Raw genomic sequence first — 22,471 nt, 5'->3', positions numbered from 1 at the left:
ATCTAATTTTCTTGTGCCCCTGGCCTTCGAAGGGGTCAGGCACCGATGGTTTCAAGGGCCTGAATGATTGGGGAAAAATCTATGGCCTTCAAACTGGCACCACCGACCAAAGCACCGTCCACATTGGAAACGGCAAATATATCGGCGGCATTTCCAGGCTTGACCGACCCGCCATAGAGCAGACGCACGGACCGCCCAACTCCGGCACCGAACCGGCGTTCCAGACGGGCGCGGATGAAATCGTGTACTTCGCCGATCTGTTCCAATGTAGGCACCTTGCCAGTACCGATAGCCCAGATCGGTTCATAGGCAATGACCAGGTTTTCGCCCGTGACGATATCTGGGATGGATCCAGCCAATTGACCGGCAATAATGTCGAGCGTATTGGCAGCCTCTCGTTCGGCCAGGCTTTCACCAACACAGATGATTGCGAGTAGACCGGCGTCTATCGCAGCTCGGGCTTTGGCTCGTACGTGTTCATCGCCTTCATCATGATTTTCGCGGCGTTCCGAATGCCCGACAATGACAGCTGTTGCACCGGCATCCAGCAACATATCGGCACTGATGTCACCGGTATGCGCTCCGGACTGGGCGGGGTGGCAATCCTGTCCGCCAATTACGATCGCACTGTCCGAAACGGTTTGGGCGGCACGATGCAACAAGGTCGCGGGCGGGCAAATCAGGATATCCACGCCTGGTGCCGAGTGGGCGGTGGCCAGTTTTTCGAGCTCGCCCAAGGCTGTGCCCTCGCCATTCATCTTCCAATTTCCAGCCGCCAGTTTACGCCGCATATCCTGCCTCTTTCTGAAGTCCTGATGTCTGGTAACATTCGATGCGCGCACGCGCAATTGCATGTCGCAGGCGCGGTGTTCGAAACGCTCCCGGGATGCTGCGATGCATTGGCTGTCGCCAATGCCCCTTGCATCTGTGGGCGTGGCGCTGCGCAAGATGCGCAGCGCCACGCCCAACGGGAGGAAAGCCTCCTTTGGGAGGCTGGACGACGGGCGGGAGTACCGCGTGCGCGGATATGGGAATGGAGCTGGGAGCGGGAGCGAAGATGGGCAGCGGCATCAGCCCTGCGCGACATCCTTGAAACTGATCGATTCACCGCATCCGCAGGCATCTGCGACATTGGGGTTGTTGAACTTGAACCCGGCCTCCAGCAACGAGACTTCATAGTCGATTTCTGTACCGAACAGGAACATTTGTGCCATCGGTGCAATCATGACCCGCGCGTCGTCCTGTTCCACGATCTCATCGTGCGGATCTGGCTGGTCGACATATTCCATGGTGTATTCCATGCCGGCACAGCCGCCTTTTTTCACACCAATGCGCAGCCCGGCATGGCCGCCCTTGGTCATCAGCTTGCAGATCTGGGCTGCCGCGCGCGGCGTGATGGTGACGGCTTGTTTGCCGGGAATGCCAAACATGTTGATCTCCTGTTCAGGATCAATTTAGGAGCCCAAGGGGGCAGGCTCAAGTCCCAGTGACGCGCCGCAGCAAAATATACATGCCAGATACGGATTTCCGTGGCCGGTTTGTCACCAGTTTGTCACCGGTATGACGCTGGCGCGCGGGATCCGATCCATCCGATCACATGAATCCCAGTTCCAGGCGGGCTTCGTCGGACATCATTTCCATGCCCCAGGGCGGCTCCCAAACCAAAGCGATATCCACTGATTTCACACCAGCGACAGGTTCGATCGCGTCCTGAATCCAACCCGGCATTTCCCCAGCAACCGGACATCCCGGTGCGGTCAGGGTCATGACGACGTTGACGTCATTTTCATCATTGATCTCAATCGTATAGATCAGACCCAGCTCAAAGATGTTGACCGGGATTTCCGGGTCATACACCGTGCGGCAGGCCTCGACCACCTGTTCATACAGCGGGTGGTGCACAGAAGACGGCGCAATCAGCGGCGTCCCTTCGAGCGGTTCGGGGGAGTTGGTCATTCGGGCCTCGGACTCACGTTTCCTGAGCGTTTATATAGGGAAATGGTTGGGGGACGTCCAGACATCAGTCGTTAATGTCGCGATCAAAGGATTTGACCTGACCCTTTTTCAGCGAAAACAGGCGTCTCATGACCAGCCAGGCAATCAGCGACAGAATGGCAAAGATCAGCAACAGGATCGGCAGGCCAACCTGAAGGCCAACTGCCAGAAGCATCACGCAGACTGCCAAGGCCCCGGCCGCAAACCCCAGAAAAATATAGCCCGGGGCGAGGATCTCGAGAATGCCCAGCACCAGTGCAGCGCTCCCCCACAGCCACCATTCGGACCACAATGGTACATCCATCATTTGTTTCCTTTCAGCATGCGAAAGGCGTCACCAAAGGCTTCCAGGGCATTGGCGGGGACCAATATGGTCTGCGACCCGCTTCCCTCTCCCAACGTGTTCAGCGCTTCGACCTGTTTCAGGGCGACCTGATATTGGGCGGCCTCGATTCCGTGTTCGCTGATCGCCTTGGCAACAACCTGGGTGGCATAGGCTTCGGCGTCTGCCTGAATACGGCGGGCTTTGGCGGTTTGCTCGGCCGCATATAATTCGGCATCTGCGTTCAGTTCGACCGACCGTTTTGCGCCCTCGGCTTCGGTGACCTGGGCGCGTCGGGCGCGTTCGGCATTCAGCTGTTGCAGCATCGCCTGGCGGGTGGCCTGATCCAGGTTGACGTCCAGAATCTCAGCCCGTGTGACTTCGATCCCCCAATCATCGACGGCATCTTCGACCAGGGACTTGATGGTCGAAATCAACTGAGAGCGGTTGGACTGCACTTCATCCAGATCCATCTTGCCGATTTCGGCCCGCACGATCCCGGCCACGGTTGTCTTGATGGCGGCATCCACGTCCCGGATTCGGTAGACGGTCTTTTCAGGTTCGGTGATGCGATAGAATACCGACGTATCGACCTGAACCAGAACGTTGTCGCGGGTGATGGCGTCCTGGCTGGCTGTGGGCAGCTGACGTTCGAGAATGGAAATCTTATGCGCGGCCTTGTCCAGCAAAGGCACGATGAAATTGATCCCCGGCCCCAATACGGAATGTAGGCGTCCCAGCCGCTGAATGACGTATTTTTCGGACTGTGGGACGATTTTCACCCCGGCCAGAACCAGAACAATCACAAACGCTGCGCCGAGCAGGTAAATGACGTTTTGAGAAACGAGCGCGATCAGCTGCTCTTCTGTCATGAGGGGCTCCAAAAATAAACACGTAATGCCATATACTTGGTGGGGAATGCCCGGATGTTCAAGGCTGATGTGCGGTCGGGGGGCTGGGAAACGGTGTTTGCGTCGCATGGCTTGCAATGTGTGGCTCTTTGCGGCAAACCCGCGCGGTCCGAAGCTCCGGAGACACCAGCATGACCAATCGTTTTTCTTTTGACCTCAAGGCCACCGATGGCAAGGCCCGCACCGGGGTCATCCATACACCGCGTGGCGACATCCGCACACCGGCCTTCATGCCGGTCGGCACGGCAGCGACGGTCAAGGCGATGATGCCCGAGAGCGTGCGGTCGACCGGGGCCGATATTCTGTTGGGCAATACCTATCATTTGATGTTGCGCCCAACGGCCGAACGTATCGACCGTCTGGGCGGGTTGCACAAATTCATGAATTGGGACCGCCCGATTCTGACCGATAGCGGCGGGTTCCAGGTGATGTCGCTGGCCGGGTTGCGCAAGCTGACCGAACAGGGGGTCACCTTTAAATCCCATATTGATGGATCCAAACACGAACTGTCGCCGGAACGGTCAATGGAAATTCAACGACTGTTGGGCAGCGATATCGTTATGTGTTTCGACGAATGCCCCGCGCTGCCGGCGGATCGTGACCGCATCGCCGAAAGCATGCGCCTGTCGATGCGGTGGGCCGAGCGATCCCGCGCAGCATTCGGGGAGCGTTCGGGGCACGCGCTGTTCGGCATCATGCAGGGCGGGTTGGAGCGGGACCTGCGCGAAGAAAGTGCCAAGTCGCTGACCGACATCGGATTCGAAGGGTATGCCATTGGCGGGCTGGCGGTCGGAGAAGGGCAGGAGGCCATGTTTGATTGCCTGGATTACGCCCCCGACTTTTTGCCACAGGACAAGCCGCGCTATTTGATGGGCGTGGGCAAGCCTGATGACATCGTGGGGGCGGTTGCGCGCGGAGTCGACATGATGGACTGTGTCCTGCCCAGCCGGTCAGGCCGGACAGGACAAGTGTTCACCCGTCGCGGTGTGGTCAACATCAAGAATGCGCGCCACATGGATGACCCGCGTCCATTGGACGAAAACTGTAGCTGCCCGGCCTGTCAGAACTATTCCCGGGCCTATCTGAATCATGTGTTCCGCAGCAATGAAATGATCAGCGGTATGTTGTTGACCTGGCATAACCTGCAATATTTTCAGGATATTATGGCCGGAATGCGTGATGCAATTGCAGCCGGAACCTTTGAGGCGTGGCAAGCAGAGTTTCATGCGGGGCGTGCGCAGGGCGATATAGACCCTGTCTGAGCGGTCGCCGGGGGCCATGCGCCGTCTGACCGCAGGCCTGCAACGCCACAGGTTCAGGGGGCCAAAGGTGCGTGGGGTGCACCAGTGGGACCCGTCCCGGTGCGGGCGTGGCGGACCTGTCCACGTTTTCGTGCCTGACAGGGGGGATGAACCGGGAAAGGCGAAACCGTACCCATGTGCCAAACACGGGTGCTGTTGCGATTTCATCCCTTGTGATCATCTGCATCACACGTCAATGTGGGTGCCGACCCAAGGGAGCCCGGTTGAAACCTGCCGGAAACACCCCAGATAAAAAGTTCCAAAATGGGGACGAACCAGGTTGCCGCACATGTGGGGCCGGATCGTTCTGCCAAAGACAAGGACCGAGTATGCAAGAGACACTCAACGCTTCCTATCCCGTGCTGCCGCTGCGCGACATCGTCGTGTTCCCGCACATGATCGTACCGCTTTTTGTGGGCCGGGAAAAATCGGTGCGTGCATTGGAAGAAGTAATGGCCGATGACAAGCAGATCCTGCTGTCCAGCCAGATTGACCCCTCCGAAGATGATCCCGCAGCCGACGGGATTTACCGGATCGGGGTTTTGGCCAATGTGCTGCAACTGTTGAAACTGCCCGATGGCACGGTCAAGGTTCTGGTCGAAGGCCAGGCCCGGGTCGAAATCACCGAATTCCTGGAAAATGACGGATTCTTTGAAGCACGTGCGGAATTTCTGAGCGAAATGCCGGGTGATGTCACCACGACCGAAGCGTTGCTGCGCACGGTTGCAGATGAATTCGAACGCTATGCCAAGGTGCGCAAGAATATCCCCGAAGAGGCATTGGCCGCTGTCGGGGAATCCACGGAACCGGCCAAGCTGGCCGATCTGGTGGCAGGGCATATTGGTATCGAAGTCGACCGCAAGCAGGAATTGCTGGAAACCCTGAGCATCAGCGAACGGCTGGAAAAGGTCTATGGCCTGATGCAGGGCGAAATGTCGGTTCTGCAGGTCGAGAAAAAGATCAAGACCCGCGTCAAGACGCAGATGGAAAAGACCCAGCGCGAATACTACCTGAATGAGCAGATGAAGGCCATTCAGAAGGAGCTGGGTGATGGCGAAGAGGGCGGCAACGAAGTTGCGGAACTGGAAGCCAAGATCACCGAGACCAAGCTGAGCAAAGAGGCCCGCGAAAAGGCCGAAGGCGAGCTGAAAAAGCTCAAGAACATGAGCCCGATGAGCGCCGAGGCCACTGTTGTTCGCAACTATCTGGACTGGATGCTGTCGATCCCATGGGGCACCAAATCTCGCGTGAAAAAGGACCTGAACAAGGCCCAGGAGATCCTGGATGCCGATCACTATGGTCTGGAAAAGGTCAAGGAACGCATCGTCGAATATCTGGCCGTTCAACAGCGCTCGAAAAAGCTCAAGGGACCAATCCTGTGTCTCGTGGGCCCTCCCGGTGTGGGCAAGACCAGTTTGGGCAAATCCGTGGCGCGTGCCACGGGGCGTGAATTCATCCGCATTTCGTTGGGTGGGGTGCGTGACGAATCCGAAATTCGCGGTCACCGTCGGACCTATATCGGGTCGATGCCGGGCAAGATCATCCAGGCGCTGAAAAAGGCCAAGACCACGAACCCGCTGATCCTGCTCGATGAGATTGACAAGATGGGTCAGGATTTCCGCGGCGATCCGTCGTCGGCCATGCTGGAGGTGCTGGATCCGGAACAGAACAACACGTTCATGGATCACTATCTGGAGGTCGAATATGACCTGTCCAATGTGATGTTCCTGACCACGTCGAACAGCTATAACATGCCTGGCCCGTTGCTGGACCGGATGGAGATCATCCCGCTGGCTGGGTATACCGAGGACGAAAAGCGCGAGATCGCAAAACAGCACCTGATTTCCAAACAGGTCAAAAACCACGGGCTGAAGTCCAAGGAATTTGAACTGACCGAAGAGGCGCTGTCCGAGATGATCCGCACCTATACCCGCGAGGCGGGGGTGCGGAATCTGGAACGCGAAATCGCCAAGGTGGCGCGTAAATCGCTGACCAAGATCATCAAGAAAGAGACGGACGCGGTCACCGTGACGCCGGACAATCTGGATGAATTCCTGGGCGTCAAAAAGTTCCGGTATGGATTGGCCGAAAAGGAAGATCAGGTCGGTGTTGTGACTGGTCTGGCCTATACCAGCGTGGGTGGCGAATTGCTGAGCATCGAAGCCCTGCGCCTGCCGGGCAAGGGTCGGATGAAGACCACCGGCAAGCTGGGCGATGTGATGAAGGAGTCGATCGAGGCAGCATCCTCTTATGTGCGGTCGATTTCACCCCAGATCGGGGTCAAACCGCCCAAGTTCGACAAGCTGGACATCCACGTGCATGTGCCCGATGGGGCCACGCCCAAGGATGGGCCGTCGGCTGGCTTGGCCATGGTGACGGCGATCGTGTCGGTGTTGACCGGCATTCCGGTGCGCAAGGATATCGCCATGACCGGCGAGGTTACCCTGCGTGGCAATGCCAGCGCCATTGGCGGGCTCAAGGAAAAACTGCTGGCCGCGTTGCGGGGGGGCATCAAGACCGTTCTGATCCCGGCAGAGAACGAAAAGGATCTCCCCGAGATCCCGGACAATGTAAAGGAAGGGCTGGAGATCATCCCTGTCTCGCATGTGTCCGAGGTTCTCAAGCACGCTTTGACCCAAACGCCTGAACCCATCGAATGGGATGAGCTGGCCGAGGAAGAAGCGGCCGCAGCCAAAGCGTCTCTGGAAGGTGGCACCAAAGGTGCCGGGGCAACGGCACACTGATATTTCGGCTGCCTTGGCTGATTGAAATGTGAACGGCGGGCGACCAGATCTGGTCGCCCGTTTTTCGTTGGCACCCGGATGTTGTGAAACGCCATTGGACTTGAGAGCGGAATTTGGGTAGGCTGTTTCAAAAATAGAAACTATCAAAAACTTGAGGAGCAGGCATGACGACCACAAGCAAAAAGCGCGCTGCACCGCGTAAAACAGCCACCACAAAGGCCCCAAAGGCGGCCGTAGCTGCCAGTACCGTACCCAAGGCCGCGCCAGAAATTGAACCCAAAGTTGTCAAGCTGGTCGATCCGATCGTCAGCGACCCGGACATGAAAAAGAAAGAATTGGTCGACCTGGCTGTCGAACGCTCCGGCGTGAAGAAACGGGATGCCAAACCGGCCATCGAAGCCGCACTGGCAATCCTGGGCGAAACATTGGCCGATGGGCGGGAATTGAACCTGCCGCCGCTGGGCAAAGTCAAGATCAACCGCACCGCCGACAATGGCAAGACCAAGGTCATCATTTGCAAAGTCCGTCAAAGCACGGGTTCCGAAGAAATTCTTTCAAACGGCCCCCTTGCGGACGATGGGGAGTAACGGTATTAGCCCTGTCAACGGGTGATTAGCTCAGTGGTAGAGCGCTTCGTTCACATCGAAGATGTCAGGAGTTCAAATCTCTTATCACCCACCATTCCTTCCTTTTGAAAATATGAGTTTTTCTGGAAGGCCGTATGGTGTTTTGAAGTGCCTCCTGGTTCCGTGAACCCAATCGCCGCCTTTCTCCGGGGCTCGAATCTGCGTGAAGTCGACCACATGGCGGCTTTGCGCTATTGGTCTGGGAAAAACGTACCTAAGGCGTGGCGGGACGCACGCGGCCTGGTCCAATGACGGGCATTCGAACCTCAGAAACCTGATTCCCGTTCAAGATGTTACGGGTATTTTCCAGCTCCGATTGCAATATGGGCAGGGCGTCACCGGCCCCCCCCTCACAGACCTTACCCGTCGAGACGCCCAATCATATCGGGAAACCACTCTGGATCGTCACCGCGCTTGCCGCTGGCAATACGTCTTCCATGGTCAAAGCCCTGACTTGGAGTGCGGGTGAAGGGCATTCAGCCGCCATGCCTTTCTGGCAGGGCGAAAGTTTGCTGAGAGCCCAGTCCAGACATCACCCTTGTGTCAGGTCACCCCAACCCGTCGGGCGATCTCCTGCGCTCTCGACGCGCTGCTGTCCTTTGAGATAAGCTCGTTGCAACGGAGATCAGTTTATTGGATGAAGACCATCAAGAACGCAAACTGACGACGATCCTTTCAGCTGATGTTGTTGGATACGCCCAACTCATGAGCAAGGACGAGAGCGGAACGCTGACGAGGCTCAAAGAACTTCGTCGGAGTTTGATCGACCCGCGAATCAAAGCCCACCATGGTCGCACCATCAAGCTAATGGGAGACGGGAGTCTTGTTGAGTTTGCGAGTGTGGTTGATGCTGTAAGCTTCGCTGTAGACGTCCAGATCGCGCTTGCCGCTTCACAAGAAAATGAACCTGAACACGAGCGCCTTCGATTCCGCGTCGGGATCAATGTCGGCGATGTCATGGTCGATGGGGATGACATTTATGGCGATGGCGTCAATGTTGCTGCGCGGATCGAAGGACTGGCTGAACCGGGTGGAATTTGCGTGTCTCAAACCGTTTTTGATCACGTGACAGGCAAGCTCGATCTGGGTTTCGAGCCAATGGGGGCGCAGCAGTTAAAAAATATTCCGGTCCCAGTGGATGTTTTCAAGGTGGAACTAGACGAACGGTCTCAGTCGCTGGCCACAGATACTGCTGCGTCAGCCACACCGCCATCAAGGAAACCGCGACTGGAAAGAATGACAATTTGGACGCTGCTCGCTGGGGCAATTGTGATTGGTTTGGTTGTTTTGGCGCTCCAATTCCGGTCAAGCGATGCAACGCCCCCGGTGATCGCGGTGCTTCCGTTCGAAGACTTTAGTGCCCCACCGCACCAGGGCTATCTGAGCGACGCGGTCAGTGGGAATATCATCACATCGTTGGCGCGATACCCGCAACTATCGGTGATTTCACAGCGCTCAAGCTTCCAGTTCCGCGACTCCGGACTTGGCATATCCGAAATTGCCGACAAGCTTGGGGCTGACTTTATTCTGGAAGGCAGCCAGCAATATGACGGGACGCGATTGCGAACGACGGCCCAATTGATTGACGGATCCACAGAGGCGCATATCTGGGCCGACGAATTCGACGTTCCTCTTGACGCGTTGCTGAAGACAAACAGTTTGATCAGCCGGAAAATCGCTAATGCGGTTGGGGCCAGAGTCGTCGATTTGGCCGAAGCACGGATGACCGCAGGCGACGTCAGCGCGTTGATGATCGCGAACGCCGCACAAAGCCGGATCGTGCGGAACTTCAACCGCGAGAACCTTTTGATAAACATCGAGGAACAGGAACAATCTTTGAAGGATTATCCTGACTCTGCCTGGGGCTATCTCGGTCAGGCACTCTCACTTCGAATCGGTTTGCGCTTTGGTTGGATAGAAGGCGATGAAGAGGCGACTCGAAAGAGGATGTACGATCTTGCGCGCCGGGGCGTTGAAATCGACCCAAACAACTTCATGGCCTATCACGCATTGGGTCGGGCCCTGATGTTCAACCGCGATGTCGAGGCCGCGGCCGTCGCATTCCGTCGCGCAGTGGAATTGAACCCGTCGGCCTTCTTTTCGCGCAACGCGCTGGCGCAGGCACTGAACTATGTCGGAGAAACGGAAGAGGCCCTAGCGGTGATCGCTGAATCAGAGCGCATTGACCCGCTATATGGGCATGACGTTCAGTGGGAGAAATCCAAGATCCAATGGCAGATGGAGAACTGCGATCAGGCGCTTGCGACATTCCAGTCGGCACCGACGATGCCGGTTGCTGCCAATAAAACGCTTGCGGCCATTCATCATTGCCTTGGGAATCAGGACAAGGCGGTTCAGTCAATGGCCGACTTCGTTGCCGAAAACCCGAACTGGACCGTGTCGCGGGAACGGGGGATCATCACAGGCATGTGGACAGCCCCGGGTGCTGCGGACCGCTGGCTCGAGGCGATGGAAGCTGCCGGTATGCCCTTGTGACACGTCAGGTGCGAATGACCGCGCCGTTCGCCATGGTTGGTTGCCGGGGGTCGCATCAAATGCAGTGCAAGGCAGCCTGGAGCCCGACGCGGGCATTCTGATCTGGGAGTATTGGTTTACCTACTTTGTAGCCTCAGTTGTTCCCCAGATGGCCAGCAATCGCTTCGAACGCAGCCAACCGGGGGCGATTGGTTTCCCGCATCGCATTGGATGCGCTCAGCGCGGATGAGAAGGTCGCGATCACCAGATCTTGCTCTTGGTTGATGTAGAGATGCTGTCCAAAGACACCGCGGTAGGTGGCGATCTTTTTCTCGCTGTCATGGACCCAGAGGTAGTTTTTATAGCCTTCAAACCACTCGTCATAGGACGCCGAATTGGGATCATCGCGGTAGCTGCTGCGCGCGCCATGGAGTTTTTCTTCCTCGCTCAGCGTGAATGTGTCTTTGACCCAAGCCTCAGAGAAAACCTGCGCGCCGTTGTATTTGCCGTTGTTAACCATGGCGAGGCCAACTCGGGCAAAATCGCGCAATGTGGTGTTGAGGCCACCGGTGGCGATGGGGGTAAATGTCATGTCGGCCATCATCATGGCATCATGTTCAACACCCAGCTTGCTCCAGAAATTATCTGCAATAAAGGTTTGCAGCGGCACTCCGGACACCCGATTGATGATCCAGCCAACGACATCCACGTTCGGGGAGTGGTATTCGAATTTGTACGAAGGTTCGAGATCCGGGTTTTGAACAAACAGTGGGGCAAATTCCAGCAATCCGCGCGGTGTATCATCCTTGGTCGGATCAATCGCCATCAGATCATAGGCGGGAATGAATCCCATGCGGCGGAAATATTCGGTGCTGACCGCTCCGGGCACCATGTTCACATAGTCTTCGGTATAATTCAGGGCGGTCACCATATTCAGCACTTCGCGCACGGTACGCGCGCCAAAATGCGTTCCCTCGAGTTCGGGAATATAGCTTTCCGTTTTGGCGTTGACGTCCACATTGCCCTGTTCAACCAGCAATCCCATGGCCTGACCGACCAGTGATTTGGTGCTGGAGGCCCACATATGATGGTCGCGTTGCGTGAATCCGTTAAAATACTCTTCGTGCAGGATCTTGCTGCCATGAAGCACGATGTAGCCATCAGTGTTGTCGCCGGTCATGGCATCCCGGACGGTGTAACGCTGCCCGCCATAGTCGAACTCAATCTCGGCAATGCTGGGGTTCAGCGCCTCGGGGATGGGGACAATTGCGCCGGAGCGCGGCACCATCAAACTTGGGTGAAGACCCATATTGCGAAAGGCCCATTCGTTGAATGGTGGAGCTGTCCAGTTGCCCTTGGTCACCTGGGCCTGCGCCGGCACAGGTATGTTGTCCATTGCCACTCTTGGCAAATCCTTGTCCTCAGCAAAGGCGTGAACAGGACAAAGGCTCAGGGCAACCAGAGCGCCGATCAACGGGGTTTTCATGTCTCGGTTCCTTTCAAACAGGGAATAATATCGTCAAAATCTAATGTAGCGTGGATGTGTTTCTCTATGGTGTTTGGGGTTCAGCGCATTCGTAAAATACAAACTATCAGCGACCACTTCCAATCACATGCTCAAGGAACGCTGCAATCCGCCCTTCCACGGACATGCTTACTGCATCCCCTCCTAAACTGGCAGAGCCAGCGGGATAGAAATGGCCGAAACCTGGCACCCATGCGAATTCGTGCTCAACGCCGACCTCTGTGTAGTGGGCCAATAGTGCGGGCACCGTGGTCAACGCACCGGGAAGATCATACTGCCCCATGAACATGAGGATCGGTGGTCTTTGGGAGGAGGCCGTAACAGTTTTCTTGACGTCGAAACCGGCGTCGGATCCGGACAGCAAAAAGACACCAGAGACAGGAACACCCATGCCATGCGCAACGTTCCAAGATGTTACCGCGCCCGCCGAAAAACCGCCAAGCACGATGCGTTCCGGGTCGATTTCATACCGCGCAGCGAAGTCGCGGATATGAAGGACGGCCAGCCGCAAATCCTCAGCGGCCGCGATCACGCCGTCAACGATTGCCTTCCTTTGTTCGGGAATGTCGAAATCGATTGGCGGCAGGTTCATCGTCTGCCGAATATGGTTGGCTTGGGGCAGGAGCGGCAACAGGCTGTTGGCGTCTATCCAGTCGTTTTGATAGCCCTCTCCTGACAGCACAGGAGCTTCGGGGGTTAGCCGGTATTCAATTGCGAAACACGTATAGCCTCTCGCGGCAAATCGGCGGCAGTAATTGCCCATGGATGTGTCCTGAGCACCCCCGGACTGAAAGGTAATGCGTGGACTGCCGCGATGAAATGCGCCGCCAAAGGTGAGGATGACCGCCGGGCGCGGCTCAGATGACGTCTCCACCGGAGAGTAGACATCCATCCACAGATCGCGGGAGACCTGTTTTCCTTCCTTCGTTACCAGGCCCTTGCCATAGACCACACCCGCCTCGAGCCCGTAGGTGATCGGTGGTGCTTCCTGTGAGGCGAGCGGTGCCGGGACCAATGAGCAAGACAGGCCCGCGATGACCAAGGCGGCAAAGTTGAGGTAACGAAACTTGTTCATATGATATCTCGCGCGTGTTCCGGGGACTATCAGGTCTCGAATTGGATTTGAGAGATTATGGTTGGAAGCTTAGAGAACAAACTTCGGGTTTCCAATTCTTGAATCTCCCGCGTGTTCGCCGGCATTGTCCATTCGCCGCGAACCGGTGAGCCCCCCATAGCCTATGCAGCGTGGTGCAAGACCGTCTGGCGAAGAAGGTTTGAAGACATCAATTCTGGATCAAGGCACTTTCCCATTCGGACAGAAACTTGTTTCGCTTTAGCGTATCAAGAAATGTCATCAGGGCAGGGTCCAGCGCGATCGTCGCCCGATCGACACCACTTTTTCCGTCGTTGAGCGGGGGCAGCGTTCGCACGCCTTCGATCGGATTTGATTGATAGGTGACCAGGAACTGGATGAAACGCTCGGCGGCCTGCCATTCCCCAGAGGCCCGCGACACCAACGCAGTCCGCATCATCGTCGTGGGGAAGTCAGATGGCAGAACAATCTCCAGGACGTCCTGACTGTCGGCGTGCGCCTTGGCATAGCTGCCAAGGACGTTGTAGGCGACCACGATTGTCCCATCGCTCAGGTCGTCGATCATATCACCTGAACAGCAATAGAGGCGAACGCCCAGGCTTCCCATGACTTCCATCAGCCGCCAAAAGGTCTCGGACGACCGCGCGTCCTGCGTGGCAAAGAGATAGCCAAGCCCCGATTGATGCACGTCATAGGTTCCGACGCGGTTGCGGAAAAAGTCCGGGCGCGCGCGGAGAGCTTCGATGAGGTCCTGGCGTGATTGCGGGATTGGCCGACCTTCGAAAGCGGCGCGGTTGATGACAATCGCCGCCGGTTCGGACGTAAAGGCAAACAGGCTTTGGCGCCATTGGGCCCACCGTGGGTATGAAATATCGTCCAGGGTCCGTGCATAGCCATCATTGGCCAGCTTGAACTGCAAGTCCATGGCGCTTGAAATCGCGATATCAAAGGCGTTGGGCGTCTGACGGAAACGCTTGTCGATATCCGCTGTGCCCGTGACCAGATACTCTATCGCAATATCCGGATTTTGCGCGATAAAGGCCCGGATCAAAGGGGCAAACAGGTCGGTATCCGTGCTCGAAATGATCGTTAGGGTGGTCTTGGCTTGCGTGCCGGAAAACGTTTCCTGGTCTTCCCAGTCTTGGGCCCAACCGGCATGGCACAGGAAAACAAGGACTAAAGAGAGATAAATACGCACGCGCCGCCCTCCGGCTTGTTCTTCAATGTGACCGTGCCTCCATGTGCCAAGGCAACATCGCGCGCGATGGTCAGCCCCAGCCCGGATCCGATGGTATCCGTCGCATTTGCGCCGCGCTGAAACCGCGTGGTCAGGGACGCCATTTCCGATTCCGGAAAACCGGGTCCGCAATCGCAGACGATGATCTGTGGTCTGGGGGTTGCCGAGACAGAAATCTCGATCGCACTTTCGGCAGGGCCGTATTTCATCGCGTTATCTATCAGATTGCGCACGGCATTCTGCAGCAGGATTGGATCCCCCGAAAACGGAACCCTTGGATCTCCGCGCAGCACCAATACCATATCCTTCATTTCTGCAATGGGTGTCATCCGCTGCACCAAATCACCCACCAAGTCGACAAGGTCGATGTTCTCCCGCTCCAGATGATCCGCGCGGAAGGTGATCATCGCATGATCCAGAAGCTGCCCTGCTGCGCGCGAACTTTCGTCGATGGCCTTGACCATCGAACGCATGGCCTCGCGGTTTTCTGGTTTGTCGACCCGCTGCAATGTGGCCTCGGCATAGGAGCGAACGGTAGCAAGCGGGGTGCGGACCCGATGCGCAGCCTCGGCGATAAAGTCTTCTGACTGGCTCAATGAATGATCGAGTCTTCCCATCAAGGAATTCAGCGACGTGACCAAAGGAGCCATTTCGCGCGGAACCGGTTTGGTGAACGGGCTGAGATCCTGCGGCCCCCGACGCGTGACGGATGTTGTCAGCTTGGCCAACTGACCGATCGTGGCCGAGGTCGCCCAAAAGGACAGCGCGGCCGTTAGGACAAAAAAGCTTAGGCCCAGCATGGCCGCATTGCGCGAAATCTGGCTGAGCGTTTCGGAGAGCGAGTCCTGCGTTTGAGCAAGGACAATCTGGATGTCCGTGCGACGGCCCTCTCCAATCAAGGTGCGCGCTGCGCTGACCATGCGCACGTGAGATCCCCGCATCTGGCCGAATTGAAAGGGATCCGTGTGCGAGAACGCGAGGTCTTCGTAACCGGACAGGAAACTTCCATCCTGATAAACCGCATAAAACACCCGGTCGTCCGCAGCTGTCCCTAGCATCGAAAACGCTGAATACGGCAGATCGAGCTGGACTTTGCCATCCCGAAAGGCAGCCGCATCCAGCATCGATGTGACCGAGGCCTGCAGAATGCTGTCCTGACCTTGCTGTGCGACCTGCACAGCATAACTGCGCACCGCAAAGAACAAGAGCAGGGCGAGGGCGGCTGCCCCGCCGATCAACGCCAGCATCAGTCGGTTTCTGAGCGATCCTGAAACTGCGGTGCTATCCGTCATGGTCCAGCCGATACCCCAGGCCGCGCAATGTCGTGATCTCAATGTCCGACGCCGACAGAAGTTTGCGCAGGCGACCGATATAAACCTCTATCGCATTCTCAGAGACATCGTCATCATAGGAAAATAGTCGATCGGCGAGCTTGCTCTTGGAAAAAATTTGTCCGGGCGCATTCAGGAATATCTCGAGCAGACGCAGCTCGCGGTTGCGCAAGTTCACCAGCATGCCTGCGACGGTCAAACGGCCCGCAACTGGATCAAAGACGATCCCGCCCATCTCGATTGTGGTCTTTGCATTGCCGGTCCTGCGACGCAAAACGGCACGGCAACGGGCCTCGAGCTCGGCATGATCGAAAGGTTTGGTGACATAATCGTCCGCCCCAAGATCAAGCGACCCGATTCGGTCTGACACCTGACTGCGCGCAGTCAAAACGATGACCGGCGTATCAAGATCACTTGCCCTGTGGCATTTGAGAAAGTCCCGCCCATCGCCATCAGGGAGCATGATATCCAGCAGGATAAGGTCATATTCTCCTGCGGCAACAAACCCCGACGCATCATCCAAATTCGCCGCGTGATCAACAACATGACCATCAAGGCGCATGCGAGAACTGACAGCATTGGCCAGCTCTTGGTTGTCTTCGATCAGCAGGAACTTCATTCGACTGCGTGGCTCTTTTCCGGCGTGTGACAGGTTTGTGTCAGGTTGGCGTGTTTTAGTCTCTTCAACTGACCCGCGATGCGGAGAGTTGTCAATTGGGAGGACAATATGTCGAATTTTGAAATAGGTCGCCGCACCTTTATCGCGGCAGTAGCAGCGCTTGGTCTGGCCGGGCCTGGGCTGGCTGACGGGCACAAGGTTGTTGACAGCATCCATTTTCTGATCCCCGGCGGTGCCGGTGGTGGTTGGGACGGAACCGCACGCGGAACGGGTGAAGCGCTCACCAAAGCGGGTCTTGTCGGCAACGCCACCTACGAAAACATGTCCGGCGGCGGTGGCGGAAAGGCCATCGGCTATATGATCGAAAACGCAGACAGCAATCACGGCACCTTGATGGTCAACTCGACGCCGATCGTGATCCGCTCGCTGACCGGCGTCTTCCCTCACAACTTTCGGGATCTGACGCTGGTTGCGGGTACGATTGGCGATTATGCCGCCATTGTTGTTGGCAAGGACAGCCCAATCAATTCGATGGCAGATCTGCTCGCTGCCTATGATGCCGATCCATCGAAAACGGCCATCGGTGGCGGTTCTGTTCCGGGGGGGATGGACCACCTGGTCGCCGCCATGGTGATGGAAGCGGCTGGCAAAGATGCGCTTGGCGTCAAATACATCCCCTATGACGCGGGCGGTAAGGCGATGGCTGCGCTTTTGTCAGGCGAGATTGCCGCGCTGTCCACTGGATTTTCCGAAGCGGTCGATCTGTCCAACGCAGGTGAGGTCAAGATCATCGGTGTAACATCCGCCGAACGGGTTGACGCCGCGCCGGACGCCATGACCATGAAAGAACAGGGGATCGACACCGAATTTGTGAACTGGCGCGGTTTCTTTGGGGCTCCCGGATTGCCTGCTGACACGCTGGCCATGTATCAGGATGCGCTCACCAAGATGTATGACACAGCTGAGTGGGAAGAGGTCCGCGGCCGCAATGGCTGGGTGAACATCCACAATTCGGGTGATGACTTCCTGACGTTCCTGGAAGCGCAGGAAAAGGCCATTGGTGACCTGATGAAGAAGCTCGGCTTCCTCTGATCAAATCATGCAGCAAAGCAGCCAACGCTTTGCTGCACTTGAAGACGTTTCCGGGAGGGAAAATTATGGCTTTGGATCGTTGGGTCGCGCTCGTGTTGCTGGGTATATGTCTGGCCTATGGCTATGCTGCCTGGTTCACGATGGATGGCAATCTTGCCCCCTTCATGCGGCGCAATCCGATCTGGCCCAGCACCTTCCCGAAAGTTCTGTCCGTTCTCGGCATATTCGCAACGTTGATCATCCTTTTGGGTATCGAGAAAGCTGCGCCCAAGGACGCCGAGATCGATTACCGGCGCTTGCATGAATATCATCTTGGTCAGGCGCTGTTGCTCCTTGCTCTCATGGTGGCCTATGCGCTGTGCCTGCGCCCCTTGGGCTTTCTCTTTTCCACCTCGGCCTTTCTCATACTTGGCTCGCTCACCTTGGGTGAGCGCAAATGGCACATCATGGTGCCCGTGGCCGTGAGTGCCACGTTTGGCGTCTGGTACCTGGTACAGGAAGTGTTGGGCATCTACATGCGCCCGTTGCCGGGCTTTATCGGAGGCTGACATGCTTGAAGGATTGCTTATTGGCCTGCAAACGGCGCTTTCGTTTCAAAACCTGCTGATGGTGATCGGCGGCTGTCTGATCGGCACGTTCATCGGTATGTTGCCCGGTCTGGGGCCGATGTCGATTATTGCGATCATGATCCCTGTCGCCATCTCGATGGGGGATCCTGCGGCCGCTCTGATCCTGCTTGCAGGGGTCTATTACGGTGCAATTTTTGGCGGTTCGACCTCGTCTATCCTGCTCAATGCGCCCGGCGTCGCGGGCACCGTGGCGTCGAGTTTTGACGGTTACCCCATGGCTCAGCAGGGCAAGGCGGGCAAAGCGCTGACGATTGCTGCCATTTCCAGTTTTGCAGGGGGCTCGATCGGGGCGCTTTTGTTGATGGTATTTGCGCCGGCACTGTCGTCTGTGGCGCTCCTCTTTCATTCGGCTGAGTATTTTGCGCTGATGGTTGTCGGGCTCTCGGCCATCGCGGCCTTTGCCGGCACCGGACAGGTGGCCAAGGCGATGATCATGACCCTTCTGGGCCTGATCATGGCCACGGTGGGCGAAGGTGCTCTGTTCAATTTGCCACGTTTCACCATGGGCATCATGGATCTGCAATCCGGCTTTGGCTTTATCACCCTGGCCATGGCCATGTTTGCTCTGCCCGAGGCCCTGTTTCTTGTGCTGAAGCCCAAAAACCTGCAGGGCGATGATGGGGAGATCACAGATTTGCGCATCACCGGCGCGGAAGCAAAAGCCATTGCTCCCGTGATCGGGCGACAATCTCTTCAGGGGTTTTTCATCGGTGTCCTGCCGGGAGCCGGTGCAACGATTGCCAGCTTTCTGGGCTATGCGGTTGAACGAAATATCGCACCAAAACATGAACAGGACGAATTTGGCAAAGGGTCGATCAAAGGCCTTGCTGCACCGGAAACCGCCAATAATGCGGCCTGCACCGGCTCTTTTGTTCCGCTGCTGACATTGGGCATTCCGGGCTCTGGGACCACGGCTATTCTGTTGGGGGCGCTGATCGCGCTCAACGTCACCCCCGGCCCACGCCTGATGATTGACAACCCCCAGATTTTTTGGGCGGTCATCATGTCGATGTTTATCGGCAACCTTGTGCTGTTGATCCTCAACTTGCCGCTCATTCCCTATATCGCCAAAGTGCTCTCGGTTCCTCGCACTTATCTGATCCCATTCATTCTGTTTTTCACACTGATGGGGGCCTATATCGGTCAGAACAACGCAACCGAGCTTTTGCTGCTGGTGGGCTTTGGTATCTGCGCCACCGCGCTGAAATTTGCCGACTACCCGCTCGCACCATTGTTGATCGGCTTTATTCTGGGCGGCATGATGGAAGATAACTTTTCCCGGTCCATGCAGCTGTATGACGGTATTGGCTTTATCTGGGAGCGGCCGATGACGCTGGCGCTTCTGGTTGTTGCAGCACTTCTGATCGTCTTGCCAAGCTATCGCGCCAGACGTGCGAAAGCCCGCGCCGAAGGCGTGGCCGAAGGCGACTGAGCATCATCCACGTCATTCAGAGGCAATTTCGGCGCGTGCGTCAAACTCTGCGCTCCGCGCTCCCCAGCCTGACTGGGGCAGTGCCGTGCCCTCCCGCGCCCTGAGCCGGACGGGTCGGGTAGTTCTGGTGCCCGTGTTGGTGCGACAGCGATGTCGTGAACAGGAGAGCATGACGTTTTTAGTCTCTTAGGCTGACCGCTGAACCTTTGCGAACGGATGGCCTGATGACCGAGATAATCCAAGGATCGACCCCCTTGCAGGGGCGCGGCCATGGGGTGCTGTTTGTCTTTGCTGCGGGTGTGCTGTGGTCGACGGTGGGCCTGGGCATTCGGCTGATAGATGACGCGGTGGTCTGGCAGATTCTGTTGTATCGTTCGATCAGCCTGAGCGTGTTCCTGTACATCGTGATCCGTCTCCGATCTGGCGAGAGCGCTTTTGTCCAATTGCGTCGTGCCGGGTTTCCGTCGGTGATTGCCGGACTGTCATTGGTCGCCGCGTATTCCGGTGGGATCTACGCGATTCAGGTCACGTCAGTTGCCAATGCCATGCTGTTGTTTGCCACGGCTCCGTTCCTGGCTGCGGTGCTGGGGTGGATGGTGTTGCGCGAACCCGTGCGGCTGGCGACCTGGGGGGCAATAACCGTGGCGCTGATCGGCATTGCCATTATGGTAGGTGATCAATCCGGCGCGGTGGCCATAAAGGGCAGCCTTGCGGCATTGGGATCGGCGTTGGGGTTCGCGGTGTTCACGGTGGCCCTGCGGTGGGGAAAGTCCGGAGAAATGTTGCCGTCAGTATTCCTGTCGGGGATCTTTGCCATCGCGATCACATTGGCAATCTGCGTGGCCTTGGGATTGCCCGTGGCCCTGTCGATCCGGGACGGCAGTATCGCAATGGGAATGGGCGTGTTTCAAGTTGGAGCCGGTCTGATCCTGTATACGTTGGGATCGCGCAGCCTGCCGGCGGCAGAGCTGACTCTGCTGTCCCTGGCCGAAGTTCTGTTGGGACCGCTTTGGGTTTGGCTGTTTCTGGGGGAGATCGCCACAGTCAATACATTGATCGGGGGGGCAATTCTGTTGCTGGCGATCGTCGGCAATGCGATTTCGGGCAAACGGCGCAAGCCGCCGCCGATCACCGCGCCCTGATCCCTGTGCCCTGATCTCCGCGTCCGGGGCGTGCGGGCCTATCCGGGCTGATGATCCAACAGGGTCAAGATCTCTGAACAGTTTTCGACCTGTCCGCCACAACAGTCCGACAACATGAAAGACACCAATGCATTCATCGTTGCCAGGTTCGCGGCATAGTGAATTTCGCGTGACTGTCGGGTGGCGGACAACAACCCGGCGCGTTTCAGAACCGCCAGATGACCGGACAGGGTCGAGGGCACGATCTCTTGGCGTTTGGAAATTGCTGTGGCGGTCAACCCTTGGGGCCCCACATTGACCAGCATGCGGTAGATCGCCAATCGGGATGGCTGGGCGAGGGCGGCAAAGATATCGATGGCTGTGTCCTGGTTCATATTTCGGTGCTAGCCGAATTAACGAATCTTGACAAGCGTTGCCGCGCTCTCGTATGTCGCATTCAATTCGGTAATTGCCGAAGTGTGGAAGTCTGGATTGTCACCGACTGATCGGTGGTACCGGTCGGTCGGACAGGGGACACCACAACGGAGCACTATCACTGGGCGTACAGCCAAAAGGGACCAACACCATGTCTGACCTCTCGACGTCGCCTGAAAACGCCATCGGCTTTTTCGAACGCTACCTGACGATCTGGGTGGCGCTGGCCATGATTGCGGGCGTGGCAATTGGTGTCTTTGCACCCGGGTTGGTCAACGCGGTGGCCGCCGCCGAAGTCGCCTCGATCAACCTGGTGGTCGCCGTTCTGATTTGGGCCATGGTCTATCCGATGATGGTGGGCGTCGATTTTGGCGCAGTGGCGGGTGTCGCGCGCCAGCCCAGGGGGCTGCTGGTGACATTGACGGTCAACTGGCTGATCAAGCCGTTTACCATGGCTTTGCTGGCCGTACTATTCTTTGACTATGTGTTTGCGCCCTGGATCGCGCCTGAGGACGCGGCGCAATATACTGCCGGTCTGATTTTGCTGGGCGCAGCGCCCTGTACAGCGATGGTGTTTGTCTGGTCACAGCTGACCCGAGGGGACGCGACCTATACGTTGGTGCAGGTGTCCGTGAACGACCTGATCATGGTGGTGGCCTTTGCTCCGATCGTTGCCTTTCTGCTGGGCGTGACCGAGATTTCGGTGCCCTGGGAAACCCTGGTTCTGGCCACAGTGCTCTATGTGGTTCTGCCGTTGCTGGCCGGATTGCTCACCCGGCGTATTCTAGGATCTCCCGAGGCCATCGACGCCTTTACCACGCGGGTCAAACCCTGGTCGGTCATCGGATTGATTGCCACCGTTGTCATTCTGTTTGGCCTGCAAGGCGAGGTGATCCTGTCCCGACCGCTGGTGATCGTGCTGATTGCTGTGCCGATCCTGATCCAGAGCTACGGCATCTTTGCTGTGGCCTATGGGGCGGCGTATGTGCTGAAGGTGCCTCACAAGATCGCCGCGCCCTGTGCCATGATCGGGACCTCGAACTTCTTTGAGCTGGCCGTCGCGGTGGCGATCAGCCTGTTCGGCCTGCATTCCGGCGCGGCGCTGGCCACTGTGGTCGGCGTTCTGGTCGAAGTTCCGGTGATGCTGTCACTGGTGGCCTTTGCCAACCGGACGCGCGCCAGATTTGCCGCGCCGGGCTGAGGGTCAACCGGCTGCTGAAGCCATCGCCATGCGGAGCGCGCCATGCGGGTGGTTGGTGTCTCCGCCGATGCCGCACCGCAGGCATTCCAACAGATAGACTTCGTGGTGTTCCACATTGGCCAGATTCACATGGGTGCCAAGCGTCGCGATCATCTGCAAAGCCATCTTGTGTTTCATCGATGCGGTGAACCCGGGCCGGATATCAACCGGCAATTCATAGATCAAAGATTCGGCAGGGAAGGCGGCATTGATCTTGGCCTTGTCCACCAGATGTCCCTGAGCCTGGAGGGTATCGCGTTTCTGGGCCAGCGGAATGCCTCAGGCGATCATCATGGTGGGACCCTTTGTGCGGAGCCTGGCGTCGCGGGTGGGAACGGCGATA

Annotated in this window: 21 protein-coding genes and 1 tRNA gene; 10 read left to right on the top strand and 12 right to left on the bottom strand. The window is 57.2% G+C overall.

The genetic code is table 11. The features are described from left to right. Positions 1 to 35: 35 nt before the first annotated feature. The 5 genes from tpiA to K3727_13930 all read right to left on the bottom strand — a co-directional run bounded on the left by tpiA (position 36) and on the right by K3727_13930 (position 3,189). Entirely contained in the window at positions 36 to 791 is a 756-nt protein-coding gene (gene tpiA, locus K3727_13950; protein ID UWQ89899.1) for a triose-phosphate isomerase, read from the bottom strand. Between the two features lie 279 nt (positions 792 to 1,070). Then, positions 1,071 to 1,430 (bottom strand): iron-sulfur cluster assembly accessory protein, encoded by a 360-nt coding sequence (locus tag K3727_13945; GenBank protein ID UWQ89898.1) that lies wholly within the window; start codon positions 1,428 to 1,430, stop codon positions 1,071 to 1,073. Positions 1,431 to 1,593: 163 nt separating this feature from the next. Then, positions 1,594 to 1,956: an SUF system Fe-S cluster assembly protein gene (locus K3727_13940; protein ID UWQ89897.1), complete on the bottom strand. Its 363-nt coding sequence runs from the start codon at positions 1,954 to 1,956 to the stop codon at positions 1,594 to 1,596. 64 nt (positions 1,957 to 2,020) lie between these two features. Next, on the bottom strand, positions 2,021 to 2,299 hold the full coding sequence (locus tag K3727_13935; protein ID UWQ93384.1) for a hypothetical protein: 279 nt from the start codon (positions 2,297 to 2,299) through the stop codon (positions 2,021 to 2,023). Beyond that, positions 2,299 to 3,189, bottom strand: coding sequence for an SPFH/Band 7/PHB domain protein (locus K3727_13930; GenBank protein ID UWQ89896.1), 891 nt, complete (start codon positions 3,187 to 3,189; stop codon positions 2,299 to 2,301). The genes K3727_13935 and K3727_13930 overlap by 1 nt, the downstream gene beginning before the upstream one ends. 170 nt (positions 3,190 to 3,359) lie before the next feature. On the opposite strand from K3727_13930, the gene tgt reads away from it, so the two are divergent. The 5 genes from tgt to K3727_13905 all read left to right on the top strand — a co-directional run bounded on the left by tgt (position 3,360) and on the right by K3727_13905 (position 10,395). Continuing rightward, on the top strand, positions 3,360 to 4,490 hold the full coding sequence (tgt, locus tag K3727_13925) for a tRNA guanosine(34) transglycosylase Tgt (protein UWQ89895.1): 1,131 nt from the start codon (positions 3,360 to 3,362) through the stop codon (positions 4,488 to 4,490). A 368-nt stretch (positions 4,491 to 4,858) separates the two neighbouring features. Continuing rightward, positions 4,859 to 7,273, top strand: a complete 2,415-nt coding sequence (gene lon, locus K3727_13920) for an endopeptidase La (protein UWQ89894.1) — start codon at positions 4,859 to 4,861, stop codon at positions 7,271 to 7,273. Between the two features lie 320 nt (positions 7,274 to 7,593). Continuing rightward, positions 7,594 to 7,860 carry an HU family DNA-binding protein gene (locus tag K3727_13915; GenBank protein UWQ93383.1) on the top strand — a complete coding sequence of 89 codons (267 nt, stop codon included), beginning with the start codon at positions 7,594 to 7,596 and terminating at the stop codon, positions 7,858 to 7,860. 19 nt (positions 7,861 to 7,879) lie between these two features. Next, positions 7,880 to 7,954: transfer RNA gene (locus K3727_13910), tRNA-Val, on the top strand. 578 nt (positions 7,955 to 8,532) lie between these two features. After that, positions 8,533 to 10,395 (top strand): adenylate/guanylate cyclase domain-containing protein, encoded by a 1,863-nt coding sequence (locus K3727_13905; protein UWQ89893.1) that lies wholly within the window; start codon positions 8,533 to 8,535, stop codon positions 10,393 to 10,395. A gap of 133 nt (positions 10,396 to 10,528) precedes the next feature. On the opposite strand, the gene K3727_13900 is transcribed toward K3727_13905, so the two are convergent. The 5 genes from K3727_13900 to K3727_13880 all read right to left on the bottom strand — a co-directional run bounded on the left by K3727_13900 (position 10,529) and on the right by K3727_13880 (position 16,179). Next, complete coding sequence (locus tag K3727_13900; protein ID UWQ89892.1) at positions 10,529 to 11,860, bottom strand: beta-lactamase family protein; 1,332 nt, start codon at positions 11,858 to 11,860, stop codon at positions 10,529 to 10,531. A 106-nt stretch (positions 11,861 to 11,966) separates the two neighbouring features. Further along, positions 11,967 to 12,974: a hypothetical protein gene (locus K3727_13895; protein UWQ89891.1), complete on the bottom strand. Its 1,008-nt coding sequence runs from the start codon at positions 12,972 to 12,974 to the stop codon at positions 11,967 to 11,969. Between the two features lie 208 nt (positions 12,975 to 13,182). Further along, positions 13,183 to 14,190: an ABC transporter substrate-binding protein gene (locus K3727_13890; protein UWQ89890.1), complete on the bottom strand. Its 1,008-nt coding sequence runs from the start codon at positions 14,188 to 14,190 to the stop codon at positions 13,183 to 13,185. Continuing rightward, a complete protein-coding gene (locus tag K3727_13885; protein UWQ89889.1) occupies positions 14,169 to 15,521 on the bottom strand; it encodes a sensor histidine kinase in 1,353 nt (450 codons plus the stop codon). The genes K3727_13890 and K3727_13885 overlap by 22 nt, the downstream gene beginning before the upstream one ends. Next, positions 15,511 to 16,179, bottom strand: coding sequence for a response regulator transcription factor (locus tag K3727_13880; GenBank protein ID UWQ89888.1), 669 nt, complete (start codon positions 16,177 to 16,179; stop codon positions 15,511 to 15,513). Before K3727_13880 ends, K3727_13885 begins: the two co-directional genes overlap by 11 nt. Positions 16,180 to 16,287: 108 nt before the next feature. On the opposite strand from K3727_13880, the gene K3727_13875 reads away from it, so the two are divergent. The 4 genes from K3727_13875 to K3727_13860 all read left to right on the top strand — a co-directional run bounded on the left by K3727_13875 (position 16,288) and on the right by K3727_13860 (position 20,474). Next, positions 16,288 to 17,271, top strand: coding sequence for a tripartite tricarboxylate transporter substrate binding protein (locus tag K3727_13875; protein ID UWQ89887.1), 984 nt, complete (start codon positions 16,288 to 16,290; stop codon positions 17,269 to 17,271). 65 nt (positions 17,272 to 17,336) lie between these two features. After that, complete coding sequence (locus K3727_13870; protein ID UWQ89886.1) at positions 17,337 to 17,819, top strand: tripartite tricarboxylate transporter TctB family protein; 483 nt, start codon at positions 17,337 to 17,339, stop codon at positions 17,817 to 17,819. A gap of 1 nt (position 17,820) precedes the next feature. Next, positions 17,821 to 19,332: a tripartite tricarboxylate transporter permease gene (locus tag K3727_13865; GenBank protein ID UWQ89885.1), complete on the top strand. Its 1,512-nt coding sequence runs from the start codon at positions 17,821 to 17,823 to the stop codon at positions 19,330 to 19,332. Positions 19,333 to 19,556: 224 nt separating this feature from the next. After that, positions 19,557 to 20,474, top strand: coding sequence for a DMT family transporter (locus tag K3727_13860; GenBank protein UWQ89884.1), 918 nt, complete (start codon positions 19,557 to 19,559; stop codon positions 20,472 to 20,474). A gap of 38 nt (positions 20,475 to 20,512) precedes the next feature. Here K3727_13860 and K3727_13855 read toward each other — a convergent pair whose 3' ends face one another. After that, positions 20,513 to 20,848 (bottom strand): metalloregulator ArsR/SmtB family transcription factor, encoded by a 336-nt coding sequence (locus tag K3727_13855; GenBank protein UWQ89883.1) that lies wholly within the window; start codon positions 20,846 to 20,848, stop codon positions 20,513 to 20,515. 191 nt (positions 20,849 to 21,039) lie between these two features. Between K3727_13855 and arsB the strand changes: the two genes are divergently transcribed. Continuing rightward, positions 21,040 to 22,089, top strand: coding sequence for an ACR3 family arsenite efflux transporter (gene arsB, locus K3727_13850; GenBank protein UWQ89882.1), 1,050 nt, complete (start codon positions 21,040 to 21,042; stop codon positions 22,087 to 22,089). Between the two features lie 3 nt (positions 22,090 to 22,092). Here the strand turns inward: arsB and K3727_13845 are convergent, their stop codons facing one another. Continuing rightward, positions 22,093 to 22,356, bottom strand: a complete 264-nt coding sequence (locus tag K3727_13845; GenBank protein UWQ89881.1) for a phosphosulfolactate synthase — start codon at positions 22,354 to 22,356, stop codon at positions 22,093 to 22,095. Positions 22,357 to 22,471: the final 115 nt, after the last annotated feature.

This window comes from Rhodobacteraceae bacterium M382 (assembly GCA_025141015.1).
Taxonomy (GTDB): domain Bacteria; phylum Pseudomonadota; class Alphaproteobacteria; order Rhodobacterales; family Rhodobacteraceae; genus Aliisedimentitalea; species Aliisedimentitalea scapharcae.
The sequence above is the reverse complement of the archived record's forward strand: the minus strand, read 5'-3'. Positions and strand labels throughout refer to the sequence as shown.

Excerpts from the sequence above, each read along its gene's own strand:
- tpiA (UWQ89899.1), bottom strand. The coding sequence starts at position 791 with ATGCGGCGTAAACTGGCGGCTGGAAATTGGAAGATGAATGGCGAGGGC.
- K3727_13945 (UWQ89898.1), bottom strand. The coding sequence starts at position 1,430 with ATGTTTGGCATTCCCGGCAAACAAGCCGTCACCATCACGCCGCGCGCG.
- K3727_13940 (UWQ89897.1), bottom strand. The coding sequence starts at position 1,956 with ATGACCAACTCCCCCGAACCGCTCGAAGGGACGCCGCTGATTGCGCCG.
- K3727_13935 (UWQ93384.1), bottom strand. The coding sequence starts at position 2,299 with ATGGATGTACCATTGTGGTCCGAATGGTGGCTGTGGGGGAGCGCTGCA.
- K3727_13930 (UWQ89896.1), bottom strand. The coding sequence starts at position 3,189 with ATGACAGAAGAGCAGCTGATCGCGCTCGTTTCTCAAAACGTCATTTAC.
- tgt (UWQ89895.1), top strand. The coding sequence starts at position 3,360 with ATGACCAATCGTTTTTCTTTTGACCTCAAGGCCACCGATGGCAAGGCC.
- lon (UWQ89894.1), top strand. The coding sequence starts at position 4,859 with ATGCAAGAGACACTCAACGCTTCCTATCCCGTGCTGCCGCTGCGCGAC.
- K3727_13915 (UWQ93383.1), top strand. The coding sequence starts at position 7,594 with ATGAAAAAGAAAGAATTGGTCGACCTGGCTGTCGAACGCTCCGGCGTG.
- K3727_13900 (UWQ89892.1), bottom strand. The coding sequence starts at position 11,860 with ATGAAAACCCCGTTGATCGGCGCTCTGGTTGCCCTGAGCCTTTGTCCT.
- K3727_13895 (UWQ89891.1), bottom strand. The coding sequence starts at position 12,974 with ATGAACAAGTTTCGTTACCTCAACTTTGCCGCCTTGGTCATCGCGGGC.
- K3727_13885 (UWQ89889.1), bottom strand. The coding sequence starts at position 15,521 with ATGACGGATAGCACCGCAGTTTCAGGATCGCTCAGAAACCGACTGATG.
- K3727_13880 (UWQ89888.1), bottom strand. The coding sequence starts at position 16,179 with ATGAAGTTCCTGCTGATCGAAGACAACCAAGAGCTGGCCAATGCTGTC.
- K3727_13875 (UWQ89887.1), top strand. The coding sequence starts at position 16,288 with ATGTCGAATTTTGAAATAGGTCGCCGCACCTTTATCGCGGCAGTAGCA.
- K3727_13870 (UWQ89886.1), top strand. The coding sequence starts at position 17,337 with ATGGCTTTGGATCGTTGGGTCGCGCTCGTGTTGCTGGGTATATGTCTG.
- K3727_13865 (UWQ89885.1), top strand. The coding sequence starts at position 17,821 with ATGCTTGAAGGATTGCTTATTGGCCTGCAAACGGCGCTTTCGTTTCAA.
- K3727_13860 (UWQ89884.1), top strand. The coding sequence starts at position 19,557 with ATGACCGAGATAATCCAAGGATCGACCCCCTTGCAGGGGCGCGGCCAT.
- K3727_13855 (UWQ89883.1), bottom strand. The coding sequence starts at position 20,848 with ATGAACCAGGACACAGCCATCGATATCTTTGCCGCCCTCGCCCAGCCA.
- arsB (UWQ89882.1), top strand. The coding sequence starts at position 21,040 with ATGTCTGACCTCTCGACGTCGCCTGAAAACGCCATCGGCTTTTTCGAA.